This window comes from Paenibacillus sp. OK076, from assembly GCF_900110055.1.
GTDB lineage: Bacteria > Bacillota > Bacilli > Paenibacillales > Paenibacillaceae > Paenibacillus.
Genome location: NZ_FOCH01000001.1, coordinates 2,896,216 through 2,917,960, shown reverse-complemented (window position 1 = coordinate 2,917,960; position 21,745 = coordinate 2,896,216). Strand labels below are relative to the sequence as shown.

Here is a 21,745-nt window from a genome sequence, read left to right as displayed (position 1 = left end):
AGAAACGCTAAAATATAATACTGGGCAGACGGACGCATCGTAGAGGCGCTCGAGGAGGTGGCTGACATTATAAATAACCATTGGAAATTAGCGATGCAGAGGACGTTTTTGCATAATGTTGAACCTCTTTAGAATTATTCGTTGAATACAGGTTATAGCTTTTAACATCCGAAAAGCAAAAAACAAGACGCTAATATGACAAGGTTACTATGCACCATAAATATTTAGCAGGTATAAAACCAATTGATTTTTCATTTTAATAAGCATGGCCCGTTCTGAAATTTGTTGGTAATGATACATGTTGATGGATAAATCTCCATTCGCCATGTTCGCTTATATAGCCATCGGTTTGACGAGTAAGAAAGCTGGCAGATGGAGAACCATTCTCATATCAAAATGCAGAAAAATGTCGAATAAAGTGATTGCTAACTAATTTGTTGTGTGATATTATGATCCAGTAAACGTTTACATCAAAAGCGAATTGAATATTAGCAGTGTTTGGCTGTTACTGGTAAAGCAGGCATGACCAAAATGATTTTGCATTTTCCTTATGTGAGTAGGGGAAGGCATATCGTTTTGGTCTTTTTTATATCCAAATTCAGAAATGGGGCAAAGGTATGGATTATCGCAAGTTGGGACAAGAGATTACGGAATTGGTTGGAACGAAGGATAATATCGCTCGGCTTACGCACTGCGCAACCCGACTGCGGTTCGAACTTCACGATATCTCCAAAGCGGAGACAGAAAAACTTAAAGCACTCCCAGGAGTCATTACCGTTGTGAACAATGGTGGACAATACCAGGTTGTCGTGGGCAATGAGGTACAGCAGGTCTACCGAGTTATCACTCAACAGATGGGTTCAGCAACTCGAAGTGCGGACACCACATCAGCTTCTGGCAAAAATAACGGACCAAAACAAAAACAGAGCTGGATCTCCAGATTCATCAGCGTGATCTCAACGACATTTACTCCGGTCATTCCGGCAATCATTGGCGCGGGTATGATCAAAGCGATATTAGCCGTACTTGTGCTGACAGGCCTCGTAACGACGGAAAGCCAAAACTACTATATCCTTAATACCATTGCAGACGCGGCGTTTTATTTCATGCCTATTCTGCTGGCTTATGGAGCTTCCATTAAGTTTGAAACAAGTCCAATTCTGGCGATGACCGTTGCCGGCGTGTTATTACACCCGGGATGGAGCGCCCTGATGGCGGAAGGAAAAGACGTGTTTTTCATCGGTGTGCCAGTTCGACTAACCGACTATGCAGGCTCCGTCCTGCCGATTATTATTGTTGTTTGGCTCATGTCTTACATTGAACGTTTCGCGGATCGAGTATCACCTTCCATGATCAAATTTTTCACGAAACCGATGATTGTGCTGTTGATTACAGCACCACTTGCATTAGTGGCCATCGGCCCTTTCGGAACATACCTGAATGATCTGGTGGCGATGGGTGCAGAAGCAATTAATGCCAGAGCCAGTTGGCTGATTCCTTTGTTAATGGGCACTTTGCAACCGTTCCTGATCGTGACAGGCACTGCATGGGCGATGACGCCGATTGCAACTAGCCAACTGACCAAAAATGGATATGAAATGATCAACGGTCCGGGAATGCTTGCGTCCAATATTGCTCAAGGTGGGGCCACGCTTGCTGTAGCATTAAAAACAAAAAACAAAAAACTGAAACAGCTCGCTGCTTCATCCGGTTTCACCGCTGTGCTGGGCATCACGGAACCATCCTTGTACGGCGTAACGCTGAAACTGAAGAAACCCTTAATTGCCGCAATGATCGGTGGTGGTGTAGCAGGGATATATGCTGGTCTGACTGGATTAGTACGTTATGCCTTCGTGTCTCCAGGGCTTGCCGCGTTACCTGCCTTCATTGGCAGCAATCCGATGAACATCGTTCATGCCATTGTGACTTGTCTAATCGCTTTTGTCGTTACCTTTGCTCTGACATGGATCATTGGTTTTGAAGATCCAGTGGACGATGAAGAAGAAGGCAACACCAACGTTAACGATGACAAGCCACTTTCCGGGCAGCCTGTTCAAGACAACAGCCCAAGCACAAAGTCTTCTACAATAACAAATGCAAATGTACCGAGCCAAAATGAATTACTCCCACTTACGATCGCCAGCCCGATGCAAGGGGAATTAGTCCATCTAGACCGTGTACCAGACGATGTCTTCTCTTTGGGATTACTGGGTAAAGGCGCTGCCATTATTCCTGCCAAAGGAGAACTGTATGCACCAATCGCAGGTGAAGTAACGGCTTTCATGGACTCCAAACATGCGGTCAAATTAAATGGTTATGATGGAGAAGAGGTGCTCATTCATATTGGAGTGGATACCGTCAACCTGAAGGGGCGACATTTTGACTCTTCCATAAAAGTAGGGGATCACGTACAACGGGGGGACTTATTGATCCGCTTTGATATCGATGCCATCAAGACGGAAGGCTACGAAGTCATAACCCCGATCATTATCGCCAATTCGGATCATTTCTCGGACATTAAGCTGGAGAAGCAGAGTCCTGTGGAGGTTGGAGCGACGATTATCCACCTTACCTAACAACCGTAATACGGTCCTATATATATGTAGATCAACATTAAGATGAAGGAGTGCTTGAGATGTTATATCAACACATCAAACCATTCCCCAATGATTTTCTGTGGGGAGGCTCTACCTCGGCCTATCAAGTGGAGGGAGCCTGGAACGAAGATGGCAAAGGTCTGTCCGTGATTGATATGTGTGATCATCCGGCCGGAACCGCCGATTTCACAGTAGCGAGCGATCACTATCACCGATTCAGAGAAGACGTGAAGCTTTTTGCAGAGATGGGTCTCAAAGCGTATCGTTTTTCCATTGCATGGACTCGAATCTTGCCTTCAGGCGTAGGGGCTATTAATGAGAAAGGCCTCGATTTTTATCACCAATTGATTGACGAGTTGCTGTTACATGGCATTGAACCCATTGTCACCATGTACCATTTCGACCTCCCCTACGAGCTTGAGAAAACCGGAGGATGGAACAACCGGGGGACGATCGATGCCTTTGTCGAGTACGGGCGTATCTTGTTTGAGCAATACGGGCATAAAGTGAAATATTGGTTGACCATTAATGAGCAAAATACGATGATTCTTCATCCAGGTGCTATTGGTACACCGAAGGGCGGACGTTTGCCTTCCAGTAAGGAACTGTATCAGCAAAATCATCACATGTTTGTGGCTCAAGGCAGAACAATGCGACTATTTCATGATATGCTCCCGCACGGCAAGATCGGTCCTGCATTAAACATGACTTCCATGTACCAGGCAACCTCCAGGCCAGCAGATGCAATCGCTGCACATAACTGGGAGACCATTCGTGGATGGGGGTTTCTCGACTTATCGGTGTGGGGACGGTATAATCCATTATTCTGGAGTTATTTGCAGGAACGTGGCATCGAGCCGATTATTGAGCAGGACGACATGGAAGACATCCAGTCAGGCCATCCCGATCTTGTAGCGATCAATTATTACTCAACAGCAACCATTGCCGCCAGTACGGGCGATGCGTCGGATGTTACAGCTCGTGCGGGTGATCAGCAAATTATGCTTGGCGAGCAGGGAGTGTACCGTGCCGCAGAGAATCCTTATACGAAAAAAACAAAATATGGCTGGGTCATTGACCCGGTTGGCCTAAGGCTGACATTGCGTAAGGTAAGTGAACGATATGATCTCCCGATTTTAATTACGGAAAATGGCATAGGAGCTCCAGATGTACTGGAAGCAGATCACACTGTCAACGACACGTACCGAATTGATTTTATCGAGAAACACCTGGAACAGATCAGACTCGCTCTAACGGATGGGGTGGATGTGATTGGTTATTGCCCTTGGTCCGTTATTGATGTAGTAAGCACCCATCAGGGTTATGGGAAACGCTACGGCATGATTTATGTAAACCGTGGTGAACAGGATCTGAAAGACTTGAAACGTTTGAAGAAGAAAAGCTTCTCGTGGTATCAAGAGGTCATTAAACAAAATGGTAGATGTATCGGAAATTCGGATCAGGCGGTCACGAAAGAATAAAGGATCGTGATGAAAGCATGAGAGTAATCAAAATATTGAATAACAGCTTGCTACTGACCAAAGATGAACAGGGGCAAGAAGTGATTGTCATGGGCAAAGGTTTGGCATTCAAAGGTAAAGTCGGTGAGTGTCTCGAAGAGGAGCATATCCAGAAACGATTCATTCTGCAAAATAATCCGTCTGCTCAGGCTTACGTACGAACCATCGAAAACATGCCAGAAAAACATGTGAATGTCATAAACAAACTGATTTCCAATGCAAAAGAAAAGCTGTCTCTTGACGATCAAATCTTCTTTACGCTTATGGATCACTTGTCTTTTGCCATTGAACGATGGAAAAAAGGTGTATCATTACAGAATCGCATGTTGTGGGAGATCCAGAGGTTTCATCCCGTCGAATTCGAACTGGGCATGGAAGCCGTCCACATGTTGAATCAAGAACTTGGCATTGAGCTTACGGAAGAGGAAGCAGGGAATATCGCGTTTCATTTTGTGAATGCCCAAACACATGAGCAGAATATGGAGCGCACCATGCAATCCGTTAAGATGTTAAAAGATATTTTTAACCTGATTCAATATAGCTTTGATATGCAATTGAACAAAAACTCCATCCATTATGTGAGACTCGTCACACACCTACAATTTTTCATCCAGCGTTTACAAGAGGGTCGGCTGGGCAATTCGCCGAAAGATTTCATCTTTCAGCACATGGTGAAGGAGCATCCGCTTGAATACAAATGCGCGGAGATGATCAAAACCTATGTGCAAAACATGCTGGATATCTCCATATCAAACGAGGAATTATTATATTTGATGATTCACATTGCTCGAATTGTGCAGGAGGAACAGGGTCACGAGGAACGATTATAAAACAAAAGTTATATTGATTTACTTATGGCACGCGATTCTTTGAATATCTGATGCCCTTGATTTCTAGTATGTTTATATGCCTGTTAGCAGACAGGAAAAAATGATTCTTTCTAACGATGACCGTTTTCTCGTATTCTATCGGGAAACGGTCTTTTTTTTGCAAAAATCTATTCGTATGGTACCTTACTCATCGAACCTTTGCGAACGGACTCCAGCTTCCTCAACTCATATGACATTGACAAATGATAACATTTTATTATCATAATTGGGAATTTTCTATATGTAAGCGCTATCTTTAAAATTATAATTTATGTATCTGGATGTTAATCCGTTCAGAAATACTTAGACCAAATCAAGAGGAGGAATTGTATGAAACGGTTACGTCAATGGAATATTGCAGCCTTGGTTCTTGTGCTCGTACTCGGTATGTTTCCATTTTCGAATGTCTCACATGCAGCCCAGGCAGTTACGGAAGTGGAGGAAAGTCATTTGAGCACAAACTTTGAAGACGGTACACTTCAGGGATGGACTCCACGTATAGGTAACGAAAGACTGACAGTGACACAGCAGGAAGCACACGAAGGTCAGTCCAGTATGTTGGTTGCCAACCGTGAGCGTTCCTATCAAGGAGCGATGTTATCCATGAAAGATCTGCTTGAGCGTAACCAAGAGTACGAAATTACGGCATATGTAAGACTTACCCAGGAGCCCACCACGGATCAAACGCTACAGCTCACCACATATAAAAAAACAACTGCCGAAAGCTGGAACCCGATCGGCAGCGTGAAGATTGCCAAGGCGGAATGGAATACATGGCACAAGATCACCGGAAAATTTCAGTATAGCGATGATCCCGCTGAATTGAATTTGTTCATCGAAACACCCTACATCTCTGATGATAGCGTAGATACGTTATCGTTCTATGTGGATGATGTATCATTTACTATGGCAGAGCAACTGGAGATTGAAGAAGATATTCTGTCTCTGAATGATCTGTATCAAGATGATTTCCCCATTGGTGCGGCAGTGTATCGCTGGCAGTTGGAAGGCGCATACGGACAACTGCTCACAAAGCACTTTAACAGCTTGACCGCAACCTATGAGATGAAACCAAAGTACATGTCTCCTTCCGAAGGTGTTTATGAGTTCGAGGCAGCCGATCAATATGTTCAGTTCGCCGAGAAGCATGGTATGGGTGTACGCGGACATGCGTTGTTGTGGCATATTGATGCCGCAGAGTGGATGCTAAAGGATCGTCAGGGTAACCCTGCAAGTAGAGAATTACTGCTTGCCCGGATTCAGGATTACGTTGAAACCGTCATGACCCGATACAAAGGCAAGATCTATGCCTGGGATGTGGTAAACGAGGCGATTGCGGATAGCAATGGTGATGCCAACGGTTTACGTAAAAGTCCCTTTTATGAACTAATTGGTCCGGATTACATTGAAAAGACCTATGAATTCGCTCGTGCAGCCGATCCGGATGCCAAATTACACTACAACGAATACTTCACGGAAATCCCTGAGAAAAGAGAACATATGTATAAGTTGGTCAAACGACTGAAAGAGAAAGGGCTCATCGATGGTGTGGGTTTGCAATCGCACTATAACCTGGAATCCCCGCCCATCGAGGAAATTGAAAAAACGATCAACATGTTCGCCGAACTTGGATTGGATATTCAGATCACGGAACTGGATGTGGATAGCGGAATTCCATTTGGTGAAGAGATGTCGGATGAAGTTTTGGTAAAACAGGCGTATCGTTATAAGGAATTGTTGGATTTGTACAAAAAACACAAAGATCACATTTCTTCCGTTACCTTATGGGGGTTGCAGGATGAGAAGTCTTACAACAACCAGGCTATGCTGTTTGATTCAGCCTTGAAGGCCAAAAAAGCATACTGGGGACTCGTCGATGAATCCAGCTTGCCTGTGTTGACGCAGAGAGCCGTATCACTTTCAGGTAAACCAGATATTAAAAAACAGTCACAAGATCCGCTCTGGAACAAAGCGGTGTCTACTACATTGAAGGGCAACTTTTCGGGATCAGCCAGTTTTCGCACCTTATGGGATCAAAGCAACTTGTATATCCTTGTGGATGTTCGGGATGCGAAGGCAGATGTGAATGACAGAGTAGATATCTTCGTCGATCACAATAATGGCAAGACCACTTCCTATGAAGCAGATGACCGACACGTAATCATTAAGCGTTTGGGCAAAGCTGAGGGCGCGGAGCCACGTTCATATCGTGTACGCGAGACAAAAAACGGATATTCGGTTGAATTGTCCATTCCATGGGGTGGTATCCAAGTCGGATCAGAATATGAAGCCGGCTTGGATATCCGTGTGACTGATGGCGGTGCAAGTGGGACACAGCCTTATAATCCACTGTACTGGAATGATCGAACACAATCACAGGAACAAGATACAAGCAAATACGGCGTGATTCAACTCGCCCCTATGCCCAAATCTGCACAAGCTGTGCAAGGGATTGTTCAGATTGATGGGAAGAAAGACGCCCTATGGAATAAGGCTGTACCCTTTGAGGTAAAACGGTTGAATCAGACTGAAGGTGCAGAAGCAGTGGCTCGCGCAATATGGTCAGGTGAGTATCTATATCTGCTGGTCGACGTCACTGATCCAAATATCATAACAGATAGTATTAACCCATGGGACCAGGATTCGGTTGAGATTTTCCTGGACGAAAATCACCAGCGCACACCGTATTTTCAATATGATGATGCCCAGTTCAGAATCAGTGCAGACAATGTAGGAACCTTTGCAGGCAGTGCCTCACCCGGACGTCTTGTAAGCGCTGTGAAGAAAACGAATAAAGGATATCTCGTAGAAGCCAGAATCAAGTTACATTCACTAACACCCAAAGCAGGAAATGTTCTTGGTTTGGATCTTCAAATTAACGACAACCAGGGCGGAGGCAAGCAGAACGTAGCCAAATGGAATGATAAGACCAATGAAAGCTGGAGAAACACTTCCCAGTACGGAATACTCACTTTTGTTGGAAAAAACAAACACGGGGATTAAATCTTTTGCCGTAGTAGCAAGAATGAAAACCATCATAACAGTTGTTCAGTGGCGGATTGATTCCATTTTATATTCTGATTCAGAAGCTGAATTTGTTGAACACGATGTGGGTGATGATTCTCCCTGAAGCGGTATCCATCTGGAACATGATCCTGTTGTTGAATTTTTTTCGCAACGTCCCCAAAGAGCTGGAAGAGGTCGCCTTCGTTGATGGAGCTGGTTACTTTCGAACTTTGATTCTTGTGTTATTACCTGTGTCGATGGCAGCCTACAAAGGATTCCGTAGCTGTTTCCGGTATTGAAGAACTTGGTAAAAACTCAAATCCATCCGTTTCGAAAGCAGGGATGACTGTGTATAGCCTTGTATCTGGAACTCTGACAATTATGTATCAGTAATTGGGGTGGCGGCACAAAATATTTCTGTGGGTAGTCCAGTAATTACAATAAAAGTGTAGAGGCAACTCCTTATATTCCTTAACTTAATGAAAAGGATTATCAAGCCCGCTTGTATAGCGGGCTATTGTCGATGGATAATAATATTATTCCATTCAAAGTCGTTATATAGCAATCTAGTTGACGGCAGGTACGATTTCGTTATGCACGCCGATTTCACATATGGCTGAATTGCTTTACAATAAGCTTAGAACCTGGTTCTACCCGAAGGCAAGCCGTCTTAAAAAAGCTCAAGGAGGGTTTCTCGTACATACGGTCAAAGAGCTGCCAAGATAATGCGACTCACCGAGTACGCCGTGATATCATTGGTGTCTTTTGTGGAAGTAACCACGGCTATGCGCTCATCTCTAAGACATTGAATTGAAAGTAATCTTTGAATGTTTTGACCAGCAGGATTGTTATTTGAATCCAGAGAGATCAACTGGTATACCTTTTTGTTACCGGACATTACCTCATCGAAGTAGTAGACGTTACCGATCTGACTTATTTAAGTAAATAAGCGTTTAATTGGAGGGTTTGTTATGTATAAATTGGTGAAAATAGCAGCTTATATATTGATGGCTTGTGGAGCCTTATATCCTATGGGGATTTTCTCTAAAGAAAGTTTGTATTTTACATTGTATCCGGGGTTGTTACTATTATTATCCACGAATGTATTTTCAGTTGTCATGAAACCCAAAACTGAAAGCAAGTAAAAGAAAGACTAAACGTAGAAAACAGATCTTTAAGCTAACGGTAGGTTATTGTAACTCCAGAAATAATAAAAGGGAACAAGTGTTCTTTACATATGTTATATATGAGTGATATACTCGAAACGAAACGGAAACAAGTGAAATTTAAATAAATCTATTTTTTAGAGGCAGACCTGAGGTTGGGAGTCTGTTTCTTTTTCTTTGAGCTAACATGCAGGTAAGTAGGTTGAATGAATATGGCGTGAAGGAACCAATCATTACGGTGTTGGACGTAACTTGGTTAATAACAGTTGAATTTAAAATTTGGAGGCATATTATGAAGCAATATAAAGTGGTATACCCACATCTTTCAAATTATCCTGATCCAATTGTTTTAGCTATAGGAGATGTCGTTATATACGGCAGAGAAGATACTGAATTTCCAAACTGGATTTTTTGTGAAGCAATCCATTCGAAAAAGAGAGGCTGGGTACCAAAACAAATATTAAGTAAACCAACTGAGGAAAACAAAGCGACTGTGTTAGCACACTATTCCGCATACGAATTGACTGTTACTCCTGGTATGTTAGTTGAAAAAGAATTTGAACTTAATGAATGGAGTTTTGTTCATACCACACATGGTGAGAAGGGGTGGGTACCTAATAGGGTATTAGTTATTAGATTGGGCGAAAATGATCACATTAAACGAAGTAAAAGAGAGGTTCGTACTTATGACAATAACGTTTAGGAAACTAAGTGAGCTATCGATCGAGGAAAATGTACGTATTTGGAATCTAGGATTCGAGGGTTATTTTATACAGATTGTTATGACGATTGAGGCTTTGATGACTAGGATTGTTAACGAAGGACTTTCTTTGGAGAATTCACTCGCTATTTATGTGGATGGTGAACCTGCAGGGTTTGTCATGAATGGATTTCGTGACGTAGATGGAAAGAAAGTGGCATGGAACGGTGGCACAGGTATTGCGCCTACATTTAGAGGACAGGGCATTGGCAGAGCGCTCATGTTAAGAAATCTAGAGTTGTACCGAGAACAAGGCGTGGAGATTGCGATACTTGAAGCACTCACCCAGAATGAGAGTGCGATCAAGCTATATCAGTATGTGGGGTATGAAATTACGGATCGATTAATGATTTTACAACATACGGGTACAATAGATCCCCAACTACTGAAGCGATCTGTTGCGCATCCCTTTTCTATCACCAAAGGATTGCCCCGTGATGTATACGCGCTAGACTTTTATCGAGGTTTATCTGCTTGGCAGACACAATGGCCTAGCATGAAGGAGGGTGAATCTATAATCATTAGACAAGATAGCGAGCCTGTATGCTATGCATTGTATAAGCGAACATTTGATCAAGAGGGTAAATTGGTAACCATTTCGCTCTATCAATGTGAGGTCCTTCCTGGACGGGACGATGCAGAGGAGATTTATAAGCTTGCTCTCAGTGAATTGTTCGCCCCGTTAGACTATGTATGCAGGCGAGGGACAGCTAATTTGCGTAAATCCAATCAACTTTTGAACGATCTATTGATAAAATTAGGTTTCACAACAAATGTTGAGCAAGTGCTCATGATGCGAAATATGGATCTTAGATGAAATCATTTTTTTAGTTTCGTTGTCGATAAAATGGCCTGGATTTATTTTGTAACGCAAGGATTTATTGTCTGGGGTTAGGGTACATTTTTATGCGCTTACTTATGGAGCAGATCATTTGGGAGGATTATGAAAATTAGTTAATGCAAGAAAAATTTTAAATGAAGAAAGCAACCCCTCCGCTATTTTCAGCGTGAGGGGCCCGTTAATTGTCAATTGCAGTACTTTTTTTGGTTCGTTCCGCCAATTCAGTTATTGACTTAATGTCTTGATCAGTTAATAGATCTAGAAAATACTTGCGTATTGCCTTTGAGACAATGGGAAGGGCTTCATCCAAGGCGGACTTTCCGGCGGAAGTAATAATGACTTGCACACCACGTTCTGTGTCTAGTGGTTTCCTCAGAACTAGACCTCTTTTTTCCATACGCGTTAGATGATGAGATAATCGGCTCTTATCCCAGTCCATCGAGTCAGCTAGTTCCTGTTGGCGAAGTTTACCATCTCCAAATTGGACTAAACGGTCTAATACTCCAAAATCACCTTCTGATAGTCCTGTATATTCAGACATTTCCTTTACAACGCGACCGAAGACTCGTTTAAAGGAGCCTTTCCACGTATTCCATATTCGCATTTCGTCTTCGTTTAGTTCGTTAATATCCATGCGAATATAATACCATGGTTGACACGTCAACCACAAGATGTTACAGTTTGTTTTGTGAGTTGACATATCAACCAAAGAGATGAAATTATCTTTAGGTTGATATGTCAACCTACGAAGATTATAAAGATTTGCAAAGAAGCAAAGGAAGGAGAAAAAACGGATGAAAAAGCGGCTCGAGTTCGTTGACTTTAAACGCAGACCCTGCCAATTCGCATCGTGAAATGTTCGGCGCCGTTTATAGTCCGTCTAAAACCGCTCTCAATGCGATTACACTTGCTTTCGCAATCAGAACTTGAGTCCACAAGCATTAAGGTCAACGCTGTATGCCCGGGCTTCATCGATAAGGCGTAACGCCTGCCCTACAAATATAAGGAGTGTGTTATTAAATGGAATATGTGAAACTGGGACAAAGCGGTTTGGATGTTTCGAAATTAAGTCTTGGAACCATGAGCTTCGGCGTACCTGAACGCGGCAATACTCCATGGTCATTGAATGAAGAGGACAGTAGACCGATCATTAAAGAAGCAATCGAAATGGGCATTAATTTTTTTAGTACTGCTAATATGTATTCTGACGGAACAAGTGAAGAAATTCTTGGACGTGCATTAAAGGATTTCGCCAGTCGTGATGAAACCGTCATCGCTACAAAGGTATTTGTTCCGATGCGCAAAGGTCCGAATGCAATGGGGCTTTCCCGTAAAGCCATCATGAATGAAATTGATAACAGTCTAAAACGGCTTGGAACAGACTACGTCGATTTGTACCAGATCCATAGGTGGGATCCTAATACACCAATTGAGGAGACAATGGAGGCTCTTCACGATTTAGTTAAGTCGGGAAAGGTTAGATATATCGGAGCATCTTCCATGTTGGCATGGCAATTTGCCAAAGCGCAGCATGTCGCGGAGCGCAATGGCTGGACACGTTTCGTTTCCATGGAAAATAGACTTAACTTGCTTTATCGTGAAGAAGAAAGAGAAATGCTCCCCCTTTGCAAAGATGAGGGGGTTGGTATCACTCCTTACCTACCTTTGGCGGCAGGACGGTTAACCCGGGAGTGGAATGAGCAGACCTCGCGATCCGAGAATGACCAAATAGCAAAAGCGTTGTTTATTAAAACGGAAGAAGCTGATCGCAAAGTTGCAGAAAGAGTTGCGGAAGTTGCAGCTAACCGAGGGATCCCGCGCGCACAAGTTGCTCTTGCATGGTTGCTGCAAAAGGAAGAGGTCACAGCACCAATAATCGGTTCGACCAAAATCAGCCATCTCGAAGATGCGGTTTCAGCGTTATCGGTTAAATTAACGCCTGAAGAAATTACCCGTTTAGAAGAACTTTATATACCACATGCATTAGTATAAATTGGACACATATCTTTTACTAAGATACCGTTCTGTATCGACATCCTCACGAACATCGATTCTATAAGCTAAAACTTTTGTAATAAACTCTTCTTGGGTGCGATCCTTGAAGAGTTTATTCGCTTTTTCGATGTGACAAGCAGTTGAAAACATTTGAGAGCCGACTAAAAAAAGGTAAACCTGGTTTCAGGCATACCTTATAGGCAAAATGGCGGGGAACTTTCTGGAATAACCCCTAATCTATTGAACTTAGATTGAATGATCGATAGCGCAAAAAATACGGCTTTATCCAACGCAAAAAGCGAAAGATTTCGAACCTGTGCTGAAACGGATTTTGGATGAGTTCAGCCTTCAGATGACGAATTGTTTGTCCGAAAGCGATAAACAGCAGTTTGCGGACCTGCTGAAAAAAATTTACGACAGCAAACAGGGTTAGATGATCAAGGTCATAGCTACTGACACGGATATTGCCGGAAAAGAATGGCTCATAACCACGATCGGGTACCTGGAACTTGCCGGGCAATCGGGATCAGGTTCTCGGCTATGTTACTCGCAGCCGCGATTTGCCTGACCGTACCTGCTTGTCGGCATGTTTCCGGCTTGCTTGAACGGGTCTGTATAAAAACTGGGTTCGATCCGTTATACCAGATTGGGTTTGTAGGTATACTCCGCTTCTTTTAATTCCCTTTACATAGCAGCAGTTGATTCAGCTACATTGTTTTTCTTTGTAAGTGGCTTTTTCCTCAATGTTCGATCATATAAATAAGGTTTTCCGTGATATTCCCATGCATTCTTTTGCTTCTCCTTTTTATGTACATCAACTTTTATCTCCAAATTAGCAACATTACTCTGGAATTCAGAAGCAATTCGTTTACACCATTTTAATCCACTTTCTTCAGAGGCACTAAAATGAACGCGTAAAAGAAACCCATTAACCGTTAATTCAAACTTATATAAATTCATATTATGTAATCCTTTCTAAGTGGGAATATAATCTAGAACAAAACACTATAACTACATAATAACAGGAACATACGTTCTGTAAAAGTGGTATTTATATTAGCACTTAATTATTGAAGGTAGGAGCATTACTATTTTTCATACTTATAAACACTTTGGAGGTCGATGGGTTGGGTTGATGGTCAGACGAGAAGTGGACTAGATTGTGTGAGGGAATAACGGGTTTTTGCTTTTGAAAAATCATTATGTATTTATCATGCGTTTATATTGATTCTATAGCACAGATGCTTACGATTAGGTGTAGTCTTTTGTTTTATTGTAAACGCTATGTCTATAATAATTTAATACGAGGGGAGGAGAAGTCGATTCGGTATCTATACGAGTTTATACAGCATCAGGACGACCTACCCATGAAGCTCTTTGTAAACAGCGTGAAACATGTTGATTTTCATTGGCATAAGGAAGTTGAAATTGTGTATGTCCTTCAAGGCTCAATCATCATGTATTTGGATCAAAAGCAGTACACGCTTCATGAAGATGATGTAATCGTGGTCAATAGCATGTCTGTCCATAAGATTGAACGGACCAATCAAGACAATGTACTTCTGACATTGCAGTTCGGTCCAGAATTGCTGAACACTAATGCGTCTATCTCCTGTAATTCTGCTCTGAATAATGATGGGGATAAATTACGTTTAACTAGCATCAAACAAAACCTCGCTCAAATGGTATGGGAGATCAACAAAAAAACGAAGGGTTATCGAAGCTACACGATAGGCAGACTGCAGATGTTATGTGGATGCCTTTTGCGATATTTTTCCGATGGGACAAATCTGGATGCAGAGGAGAGCAGCAAGGAGTACGATTATAAAAGACTGAACAGGGTCCTTGCGTACATTGACAGCCACTACAGTGAGAAGATTACGCTACAAGACATGGCTGCTTATGAGCATTTGAGCTTGCATTATTTCTCCCATTTTTTTACCGATAAAATCGGAATCCCCTTCCAAAAATACTTAACGCTCATTCGCTTGGAGAAATCCCAGGCACAACTGGCAGGGAGTGAGAAAAAAATTTCGGAAATCGCGCTGGATTGTGGTTTCGCCAATGTAAAGCTGTTCAACAAATACTTCAAAGAAAAGTACGGCTGCACGCCCGGCTCCTACCGCGAAGCTTCGCTCGCGCCAGAATCACCCAATACGAACCAGAACCGAAAGCCCAAAACATACGAGGAATCTTCAAGCGGGGATTATTATGAGATGGACACGTTAAACGCGATGGGATCATTGTATCGGTATCTGGACGAGAAATCGGAAACGCAGCAGGTGCCGCTTCCACCAACGAAAGCCTTGATGGAAGAGCAACATCATATCGAGATACGGAAAGACCACACTACAGTTCTTTATGAGAAACACTGGAATATTACCATGACTGCCGGCAGAGCAGCAGAAGGTTTGCGCGAAGATTGGCGGAGGCAGTTGGCCGAATTGAGGGCGCGAATTCCGTTTCGTTACATCCGGTTTCATGGCATATTCAATGATGAGATGATGGTGTACAGCGAGAATGAGGATGGAACACCAGTCTACAACTGGTCTTACGTGGACAAGCTCTATGATTTCCTTCTGGATCAGGGGATCCGGCCATTTGTGGAGTTAAGTTTCATGCCGAGTCTACTTGCGAGGTCCAATGAAACGATATTTCAGTGGAAAGGGAATATCAGTCCTCCGTCCGATCCCGCCCGATGGGAAGCACTTGTCAGTGAATTTATTCGCCATTGTTTGAATCGATATGGAGCGCAAGAAGTGAAGAAGTGGTATTTCGAAGTGTGGAACGAGCCTGACCTGGCAGGAGTCTGTTGGGCAGGGAGCAAGGAAGAATACTTTGCTTTTTATGAATCCACCGTTTGTGCGATCAAATCGGTGTTGATCGAACTGAAAGCAGGAGGCCCTGCCATGGGTTACGGCTCCCTCTGGAACGATACTTGGACTGAAGAGTTTTTGGCATATTGCCAAAAACGTGAAGTGCCCCTAGACTTCTTTTCGTTCCATATTTATTCGGAGTATCCGAAACTTAAAATTGATGAAGATCGTCTGACGAAGATTATGCCGCCTTCTTTTTATAAGGAAAGCATTGAACGTTTACGGGAAAAAATGAATGCGTCATCGTATGGCCATGTTGAGCTTCATGTGACGGAGTGGAATTTTTCACTGTATGACCGAAACTTGCTGCACGATACGATGTTTATGGCTCCTTTTGTTATCTACCAAACCATGAATACGCTCGGCGACGTAAAGGCGATGGCTTTCTGGTCCTTTACTGACGTATTCGAAGAAAGCATCGTTCCTGCTTCTCCGTTCTATGGAGGTTTTGGTCTGATCAATCGTGACGGGCTGAAAAAGCCGGCGTATTATGCGTTTGAGCTAATGCAAAAGCTGGGGGACGAGATGCTTGTAAAGGGAAACGGTTATGTCGGAACTCGAAAAAGTGACGGAAGCATACAGTTCCTGTTCTATCACTACGTACATGTAGATCAGCTGTTTGCGAGTGGAGATTGGTCGGAATTATCTAGTTCATCGCGTTATGACGTGTTTGAGGAAAAAGGAATCAAGGCATTTGAACTTTCGTTACATATGCTTTCAGGAACGTATAAATGCACCAGTTATCGACTGGATCGGGAGCACGGATCTGTATTTGACGAGTGGATCCGTATGGGTTCACCAGATTCTTTAACAGCCGAAGAGATCTCCTATTTAAACGGCAGAAGCGGTCCGGTAATCCGGTCAGAAATCGTGCAGGGTGAACATTGGTACAAAGAAATTTTGCTCCCGCCGCATGGTATAACGCTGCTTACCCTCGATCGGCAGTACTAAATGATTGTGTAATCTTCAACTGAAGGCATCCTTTCCGAAAGGGAGGGGTGTTTTTTGTTGTTTAATTCCAGCTGAAGCAGACAAGATAGAACTAAAGGCATGAAGAGGACAAAAAACGAACCAAGATGCGGCAAGTTACAACAAGAAAGCGTTAACATAAAACTTTATACTATGGTTATAGCAGCTAAGAGGAAAGTAGGGGGAGTTTGGATGAAGCGTTTTATGAAATGGATGACAGAATCGTTTGCGCCCAGATTGGAGGCGTTTACGAACAATATTTGGGTTTCGTCGATTCAAGAAGCGATCATGGTCGCTATTCCGATGATTTTTATCGGTTCGATCATTACATTAATTTCGATTTTGCAGGATTTCATTCCGGGAATGCCGGACCTGACACCCATAACGACATTCAGTTTTGGTTTGTTGGGTCTGTTTATTGCTTTTTTGACGCCGTATGTAGTCATGGAAAAAAAGGATCGCCACAAAATTAAGCTGCTTGCGGGGATGTCAGGGGTCTCCCTGTTCGTTATGCTTCTTAATCCGAGCGTGAATGAAGATGGAACCATTCAGTTCATCCTTGAACGATTTGGTCCTTCCGGTATGATCACGGCGCTTTTGGTGGGGGTATTTGTTGCACTTGTCATGAATGTATGCAATAAATTCTCGTTTTTCAAAAAAGGATCATCTCTTCCCGAGTTCATCATGGATTGGTTCGACTTTCTCGTCCCTATTGCTTTGGTGTTAACTTCTGGATGGCTGCTCGTATACCAGCTTCATTTCGATATCTTTGCACTGATCGTAAGCGTGTTCGAACCCATCAATGCGATGGGGCAAAGCCTGACTGGGTTTGTATTGTTTAACTTCATCGGTGTTGTGCTCTATTCCTTCGGCGTAAGTCCATGGGTCATGACACCGATCTGGTACGCCATATGGATACCCGCAATCGAAGAGAATGCCGCTCTCGTCGCAGCTGGACAAGATCCGGTCAATATTAATACCTTCGAAACCTTCTTCTCCGGCTGGCTTGGTATTGGGGGAATGGGTGCGACCTTGCCACTCGTCGTCTGGTTCCTGCTGGCAAGATCGAAAAAATTAAAGTCTGTCGGCAAGGCGACCATTATCCCTTCCTTGTTCAATATTAACGAGCCAGTCGTGTACGGAGCACCGATTGCTTTCAATCCGCTTCTCATGGTACCGATGTGGATCAACGGACTGATCACGCCGATTATTGTGTATTTGGCATTAGATATGGGTTTTGCAAGAATTCCGAGCCAGATCTTTCAATTGTGGTATACGCCAATCGGACTTTCAACCTACATTATGTCCGGCGTCAACGGACTCATTTTGCTTGCGGTAATCCTGCTGATTGTATTCGTTGTCTGGTTCCCGTTTTTCAAACTATATGACGCTCAAGAACTGAAAAAGGAACAGGAACAAAACTGATTAAAAAGGATGGATTGACATGAACAAATCGATTAATGAATTGCTGACGGAAATGACTCTTAGCGAAAAAGCCTCAATCTGCGCGGGATTAAATATGTGGATGACCAAAGGAATTGAGCGGTTAAATATCCCGCCCGTTCATATGTATGACGGAACTAACGGGATTCGTAAAACGAACAGTGACGAAGAAATGGGAATTACGACAGAGAATGTTCCCGCGACCTGTTACCCAACGGGTTCTGCGATAGGCTCCTCTTGGAATACGGATTTGTTGTATGAGGTTGGAGTCGCGCTAGGTCGTGAATCGAAGGCCATGGATGTCGAGTTACTGCTCGGACCGGGAGTCAACATGAAAAGAACACCGCTTGGCGGAAGAAATTTTGAGTACTATTCGGAAGATCCATGTTTGACAGGTGAACTTGGTGCATCATTCATTAACGGTATCCAAAGCGAGGGGGTAGGAGCTTCCCTCAAGCACTTTGCTGGTAACAACCAGGAGTTTGAGAAAATGGTAACCAGTTCGGAAATAGACGAGCGGACACTGCGCGAAATTTACCTTAGTGCTTTTGAACGTATCATCAAAAAATCTGATCCCTGGACGGTTATGTGTTCTTATAACTTGTTAAATGGAACGTATACAAGCGAGAATGAACATCTGCTGAATGACATTTTGAGAGAAGAATGGGGTTACGAAGGTGTTGTTCTGTCCGACTGGACTGCCGTTAATGACCGGATTCGCGGCCTGAAGGCTGGACTTGATCTTGAAATGCCGGGTCCTGCTCATTACAATACCAAAGCGATCGTTGAAGCCATTCAGAACGGGACTCTTTCCGAAGAACAGCTGAATCGGAGTGTTGCCCGCATTTTGAAGCTGGTCGAGCGGGTGACGAGCAACCAAGCCACAGACTCTTCCGGAGATCAAAACTATCATGCCCTTGCACGTAAAGCGGCAGCCGAAAGTATTGTCCTTCTGAAAAATGAAAACGCGATTCTTCCGCTGCAGCCGGATTCGATCTCGTCGATTGCTGTAATTGGACGGTTTGCCAAGAAACCTAGGATTCAGGGGGCGGGCAGTGCAAAGGTAACCCCTACTAGAGTCGACATTCCTTGGGATGAAATAAAGGAGCTGGCCGGAGGCTCGGTAACATTGGGTTACGCTGAAGGTTACCCGGAGGATGACTCCATTCAGGAAGACTTGATTAAGGAAAGTGTATCTTTGGCCATGAATTCCGACGTGGCAGTCCTGTTCGTTGGCCAACCGGAATATGCCGAATCGGAGATGCGCGATCTGAAGAGCATCGATCTTCCGGAGCATCAAGTGAAGTTAATTCAGGCGGTTGCAGCGGTTCAGCCTAAGTGCATCGTGGTAACAAGCAGTGGCTCCGCTCTTGTCATGCGTCCATGGGTTCAGCTTGTACCTGGTGTTGTTCATTCTTGGTTGTCGGGCCAAGGGATGGGGAGAGCCATCGCAGAAGTATTGTTTGGACAGGAGAACCCTTCAGGCAAATTATCCGAGACCTTCCCAGTGAAGTTGTCGGATAACCCGTCCCATATGCGGATTCGGGGAGAAAACGGCAAACTGTATTATCGCGAAGGTCTGTTTGTAGGCTACCGATATTACGACCGTAAAGAACTTGCACCACAATTCCCGTTCGGTCATGGTTTGTCCTACACTTCGTTTTCATATACGGACCTCGAAGTAGTTCAAGTGGAGAAAGGGGTTACGGTGTCCTTTCAACTGAAAAACACAGGCAAGCGAAAAGGGAAAGAAGTTGTTCAATTGTACGTGCACGATGAGGAATGCAATTGGACCCGTCCAGAGAAGGAATTAAAAGCTTTTGCCAAAATCGAGCTTGAGCCGGGCGAAAAACGCAGAATCGTCTTCGAGCTTGAAGAGAGAGACTTCTCATACTACAACACCAAGTATAACCGTTGGGTTGCAGAGAGTGGATTTTTCCAAATCGCACTGGGTAGCTCATCCCGAGACATTCGGATCACCGAACGTTTGCATTGCAACTTCGGAAAGGAAGAAGTCACGTTCCACAAGTTCAGCTTGCTCAGCGAATGGTTGAGCGATTCCGTGGCAAAAAAAGTGTTAGAAGAGTGCCTGGATGAAATGAACGAGCATGTAACGGACAAGGTGTATCTAAACGAAGAATTCGTTGGATTCTGGGAGGACTTCCCTGTGGTGAAATTGTTCCAGATGTTTGGGCAAAATTGGATGATTGATCGGTCGCCTGACGAGGTGATTCAAGAACTTATTGATCGTGTTGAGAAGGCACGGTAATCTTACTTCCTTTAAAAACCATCTTTTTATAGATGGTTTTTTTCTTTAACACTTCGTATGGTTAGTAAACTGCTTCTCTCGTTTCACTGTGTCCTTCATCTTTCTTTTTGCGACAAGTATACACAAAAACAGGAGGGAAGCTGAAGGGCACAAATTGAATTTTCTCAATATCGAATAAGTCAGCTAATCGTTTCTTCATATGAAGTGAGTACTGGTACAAAACTAGTGTGCCTCCAGGTCGGAGCGCTGTATGAATCTGTGACAGGATGTTTTGTCTCATTTCTCTGGAAAAATTAAAAAAGGGCAGTCCGCAAATGATGCTATCCAACTGATGGATATGTTCTTGATTGATCCTTTTCAAAAGATAGGATGCATTCGAATGGAACATGAATTCAGGATATGTTTTCTTCAGATTACTTCTCATTTTGGGGTCTCTTTCAAATAAAAACACGGATGCGGATTTCGGTAATTCTGCTTTCATTAGACGTGTGACGGCACCTGTTCCTGGCCCCAGCTCAGCAATGATTCTAACCTCATCCCATCGTACACACTGGACGATTTTACGGGCTAGAAATTTGGAACTGGGCAGGAGACTGCCTACTCGTTTGGGGTTCCTCAGAAATCCTTGCAGGAAAAGAAACGGTTCGGATGTTTTCATCGCGGTAACCTCCATGGTTGCATTCAATGATATTCTCTTGTTGATATAGATATCATAATGAAAAAAACTAAGGAATTAATAAGCATAATTCTGAAGAAAATCTAAAGATTACATTAGCAAAGCGATACTACTACGTTCAAGACAAAAAGCCTTGCCAATTTATCATGGGAAGAGAGCCGTGCATGCCGGTGTGAAGGAGAGCTCTAATTGATTACCAATATTGAGGATAACGCAACGAACAGAAACGGCCTGCGTCTAATAGGTGGTTGGAAAAATATGAAAGGAGTGGAATGCGAAAGATGACAGCATTATTTTCACATAAGCCCGAAGGATACGAATGTCCATTTTGTTGTGTTTGGGGGATCGAACGCCCCAATCAGGGAACAAAAGAAAGGGATATCATCTATCAGAATGAAAAGGTAACGGCATTTATAGCGAGCAAATGGTGGCCAAAAAATAAAGGACATGTTCTTGTTATTCCGAATCAACATTTCGAGAACATCTTTGACCTTCCTGCGGATTACGCTGTTGAAATTCACCGCGCGGCTCAGCTTACAGCATTTGCAATGAAAAGTACATATGGATGTGAAGGGATTTCTACGCGGCAACATAATGAGCCTGCTGGCAATCAAGACGTGTGGCATTATCATCTCCATGTTTACCCTAGATATATGAATGATCAACTTTATCTGTCAAAGGGTTCTCCATCTGATCTAGATGAACGCGCTTTTTATGCAGATAAGCTGCGTTCTTGGATAAAGGAAAACATTTAAGAT

15 protein-coding genes and 1 pseudogene are annotated in these 21,745 nt (G+C 43.4%); 13 read left to right on the top strand and 3 right to left on the bottom strand.

Annotation, left to right across the window (positions count from 1 at the left end; genetic code table 11):
- Positions 1-617 precede the first annotated feature (617 nt).
- The 8 genes and pseudogenes from BMY78_RS12895 (at position 618) to BMY78_RS12865 (ending at position 10,735) form a co-directional block, all read left to right on the top strand.
- Entirely contained in the window at positions 618-2,576 is a 1,959-nt protein-coding gene (locus BMY78_RS12895) for a beta-glucoside-specific PTS transporter subunit IIABC (protein ID WP_090899007.1), read from the top strand.
- A 59-nt stretch (positions 2,577-2,635) separates the two neighbouring features.
- Positions 2,636-4,078, top strand: coding sequence for a glycoside hydrolase family 1 protein (locus BMY78_RS12890; protein ID WP_090899004.1), 1,443 nt, complete (start codon positions 2,636-2,638; stop codon positions 4,076-4,078).
- Between the two features lie 17 nt (positions 4,079-4,095).
- Entirely contained in the window at positions 4,096-4,947 is an 852-nt protein-coding gene (locus BMY78_RS12885) for a PRD domain-containing protein (protein WP_090902394.1), read from the top strand.
- A gap of 369 nt (positions 4,948-5,316) precedes the next feature.
- Positions 5,317-7,989: an endo-1,4-beta-xylanase gene (locus BMY78_RS12880; RefSeq protein ID WP_090899000.1), complete on the top strand. Its 2,673-nt coding sequence runs from the start codon at positions 5,317-5,319 to the stop codon at positions 7,987-7,989.
- 41 nt (positions 7,990-8,030) lie between these two features.
- A pseudogene (locus BMY78_RS12875) lies at positions 8,031-8,258 on the top strand (ABC transporter permease subunit); the annotation flags it as partial.
- A 705-nt stretch (positions 8,259-8,963) separates the two neighbouring features.
- The gene (locus tag BMY78_RS32835; protein WP_177185733.1) at positions 8,964-9,137 is read left to right on the top strand and encodes a hypothetical protein; all 174 of its coding nucleotides are present in this window, start codon (positions 8,964-8,966) and stop codon (positions 9,135-9,137) included.
- A 313-nt stretch (positions 9,138-9,450) separates the two neighbouring features.
- Positions 9,451-9,861 (top strand): SH3 domain-containing protein, encoded by a 411-nt coding sequence (locus BMY78_RS12870; RefSeq protein ID WP_177185732.1) that lies wholly within the window; start codon positions 9,451-9,453, stop codon positions 9,859-9,861.
- Entirely contained in the window at positions 9,845-10,735 is an 891-nt protein-coding gene (locus tag BMY78_RS12865) for a GNAT family N-acetyltransferase (RefSeq protein ID WP_177185731.1), read from the top strand. The genes BMY78_RS12870 and BMY78_RS12865 overlap by 17 nt, the downstream gene beginning before the upstream one ends.
- 202 nt (positions 10,736-10,937) lie before the next feature.
- Here BMY78_RS12865 and BMY78_RS12860 read toward each other — a convergent pair whose 3' ends face one another.
- Complete coding sequence (locus BMY78_RS12860) at positions 10,938-11,393, bottom strand: MarR family winged helix-turn-helix transcriptional regulator (RefSeq protein ID WP_090898990.1); 456 nt, start codon at positions 11,391-11,393, stop codon at positions 10,938-10,940.
- 386 nt (positions 11,394-11,779) lie between these two features.
- Here BMY78_RS12860 and BMY78_RS12850 point away from each other — a divergent pair, with 386 nt between their 5' ends.
- A complete protein-coding gene (locus BMY78_RS12850) occupies positions 11,780-12,751 on the top strand; it encodes an aldo/keto reductase (protein WP_090898987.1) in 972 nt (323 codons plus the stop codon).
- A 687-nt stretch (positions 12,752-13,438) separates the two neighbouring features.
- On the opposite strand, the gene BMY78_RS12845 is transcribed toward BMY78_RS12850, so the two are convergent.
- Positions 13,439-13,714, bottom strand: a complete 276-nt coding sequence (locus BMY78_RS12845) for a hypothetical protein (RefSeq protein WP_090898984.1) — start codon at positions 13,712-13,714, stop codon at positions 13,439-13,441.
- Between the two features lie 407 nt (positions 13,715-14,121).
- On the opposite strand from BMY78_RS12845, the gene BMY78_RS12840 reads away from it, so the two are divergent.
- The 3 genes from BMY78_RS12840 to BMY78_RS12830 all read left to right on the top strand — a co-directional run bounded on the left by BMY78_RS12840 (position 14,122) and on the right by BMY78_RS12830 (position 20,311).
- On the top strand, positions 14,122-16,581 hold the full coding sequence (locus tag BMY78_RS12840) for a GH39 family glycosyl hydrolase (RefSeq protein ID WP_090898981.1): 2,460 nt from the start codon (positions 14,122-14,124) through the stop codon (positions 16,579-16,581).
- Positions 16,582-16,791: 210 nt separating this feature from the next.
- Entirely contained in the window at positions 16,792-18,024 is a 1,233-nt protein-coding gene (locus BMY78_RS12835; protein WP_090898979.1) for a PTS sugar transporter subunit IIC, read from the top strand.
- Between the two features lie 19 nt (positions 18,025-18,043).
- The gene (locus tag BMY78_RS12830) at positions 18,044-20,311 is read left to right on the top strand and encodes a beta-glucosidase family protein (RefSeq protein WP_090898976.1); all 2,268 of its coding nucleotides are present in this window, start codon (positions 18,044-18,046) and stop codon (positions 20,309-20,311) included.
- Positions 20,312-20,372: 61 nt separating this feature from the next.
- On the opposite strand, the gene BMY78_RS12825 is transcribed toward BMY78_RS12830, so the two are convergent.
- On the bottom strand, positions 20,373-20,969 hold the full coding sequence (locus BMY78_RS12825) for a class I SAM-dependent methyltransferase (protein ID WP_090898973.1): 597 nt from the start codon (positions 20,967-20,969) through the stop codon (positions 20,373-20,375).
- A 299-nt stretch (positions 20,970-21,268) separates the two neighbouring features.
- Here BMY78_RS12825 and BMY78_RS12820 point away from each other — a divergent pair, with 299 nt between their 5' ends.
- Positions 21,269-21,742 carry an HIT family protein gene (locus BMY78_RS12820; RefSeq protein ID WP_090898971.1) on the top strand — a complete coding sequence of 158 codons (474 nt, stop codon included), beginning with the start codon at positions 21,269-21,271 and terminating at the stop codon, positions 21,740-21,742.
- Positions 21,743-21,745: the final 3 nt, after the last annotated feature.

What these genes read in the sequence shown, in the direction of transcription:
- BMY78_RS12825 (WP_090898973.1), bottom strand. Translation starts at nt 20,969, where the DNA reads ATGAAAACATCCGAACCGTTTCTTTTCCTGCAAGGATTTCTGAGGAAC.
- BMY78_RS12860 (WP_090898990.1), bottom strand. Translation starts at nt 11,393, where the DNA reads ATGGATATTAACGAACTAAACGAAGACGAAATGCGAATATGGAATACG.
- BMY78_RS12865 (WP_177185731.1), top strand. Translation starts at nt 9,845, where the DNA reads ATGACAATAACGTTTAGGAAACTAAGTGAGCTATCGATCGAGGAAAAT.
- BMY78_RS12895 (WP_090899007.1), top strand. Translation starts at nt 618, where the DNA reads ATGGATTATCGCAAGTTGGGACAAGAGATTACGGAATTGGTTGGAACG.
- BMY78_RS12830 (WP_090898976.1), top strand. Translation starts at nt 18,044, where the DNA reads ATGAACAAATCGATTAATGAATTGCTGACGGAAATGACTCTTAGCGAA.
- BMY78_RS32835 (WP_177185733.1), top strand. Translation starts at nt 8,964, where the DNA reads ATGTATAAATTGGTGAAAATAGCAGCTTATATATTGATGGCTTGTGGA.
- BMY78_RS12845 (WP_090898984.1), bottom strand. Translation starts at nt 13,714, where the DNA reads ATGAATTTATATAAGTTTGAATTAACGGTTAATGGGTTTCTTTTACGC.
- BMY78_RS12890 (WP_090899004.1), top strand. Translation starts at nt 2,636, where the DNA reads ATGTTATATCAACACATCAAACCATTCCCCAATGATTTTCTGTGGGGA.
- BMY78_RS12880 (WP_090899000.1), top strand. Translation starts at nt 5,317, where the DNA reads ATGAAACGGTTACGTCAATGGAATATTGCAGCCTTGGTTCTTGTGCTC.
- BMY78_RS12835 (WP_090898979.1), top strand. Translation starts at nt 16,792, where the DNA reads ATGAAGCGTTTTATGAAATGGATGACAGAATCGTTTGCGCCCAGATTG.
- BMY78_RS12850 (WP_090898987.1), top strand. Translation starts at nt 11,780, where the DNA reads ATGGAATATGTGAAACTGGGACAAAGCGGTTTGGATGTTTCGAAATTA.
- BMY78_RS12840 (WP_090898981.1), top strand. Translation starts at nt 14,122, where the DNA reads ATGAAGCTCTTTGTAAACAGCGTGAAACATGTTGATTTTCATTGGCAT.
- BMY78_RS12870 (WP_177185732.1), top strand. Translation starts at nt 9,451, where the DNA reads ATGAAGCAATATAAAGTGGTATACCCACATCTTTCAAATTATCCTGAT.
- BMY78_RS12820 (WP_090898971.1), top strand. Translation starts at nt 21,269, where the DNA reads ATGACAGCATTATTTTCACATAAGCCCGAAGGATACGAATGTCCATTT.
- BMY78_RS12885 (WP_090902394.1), top strand. Translation starts at nt 4,096, where the DNA reads ATGAGAGTAATCAAAATATTGAATAACAGCTTGCTACTGACCAAAGAT.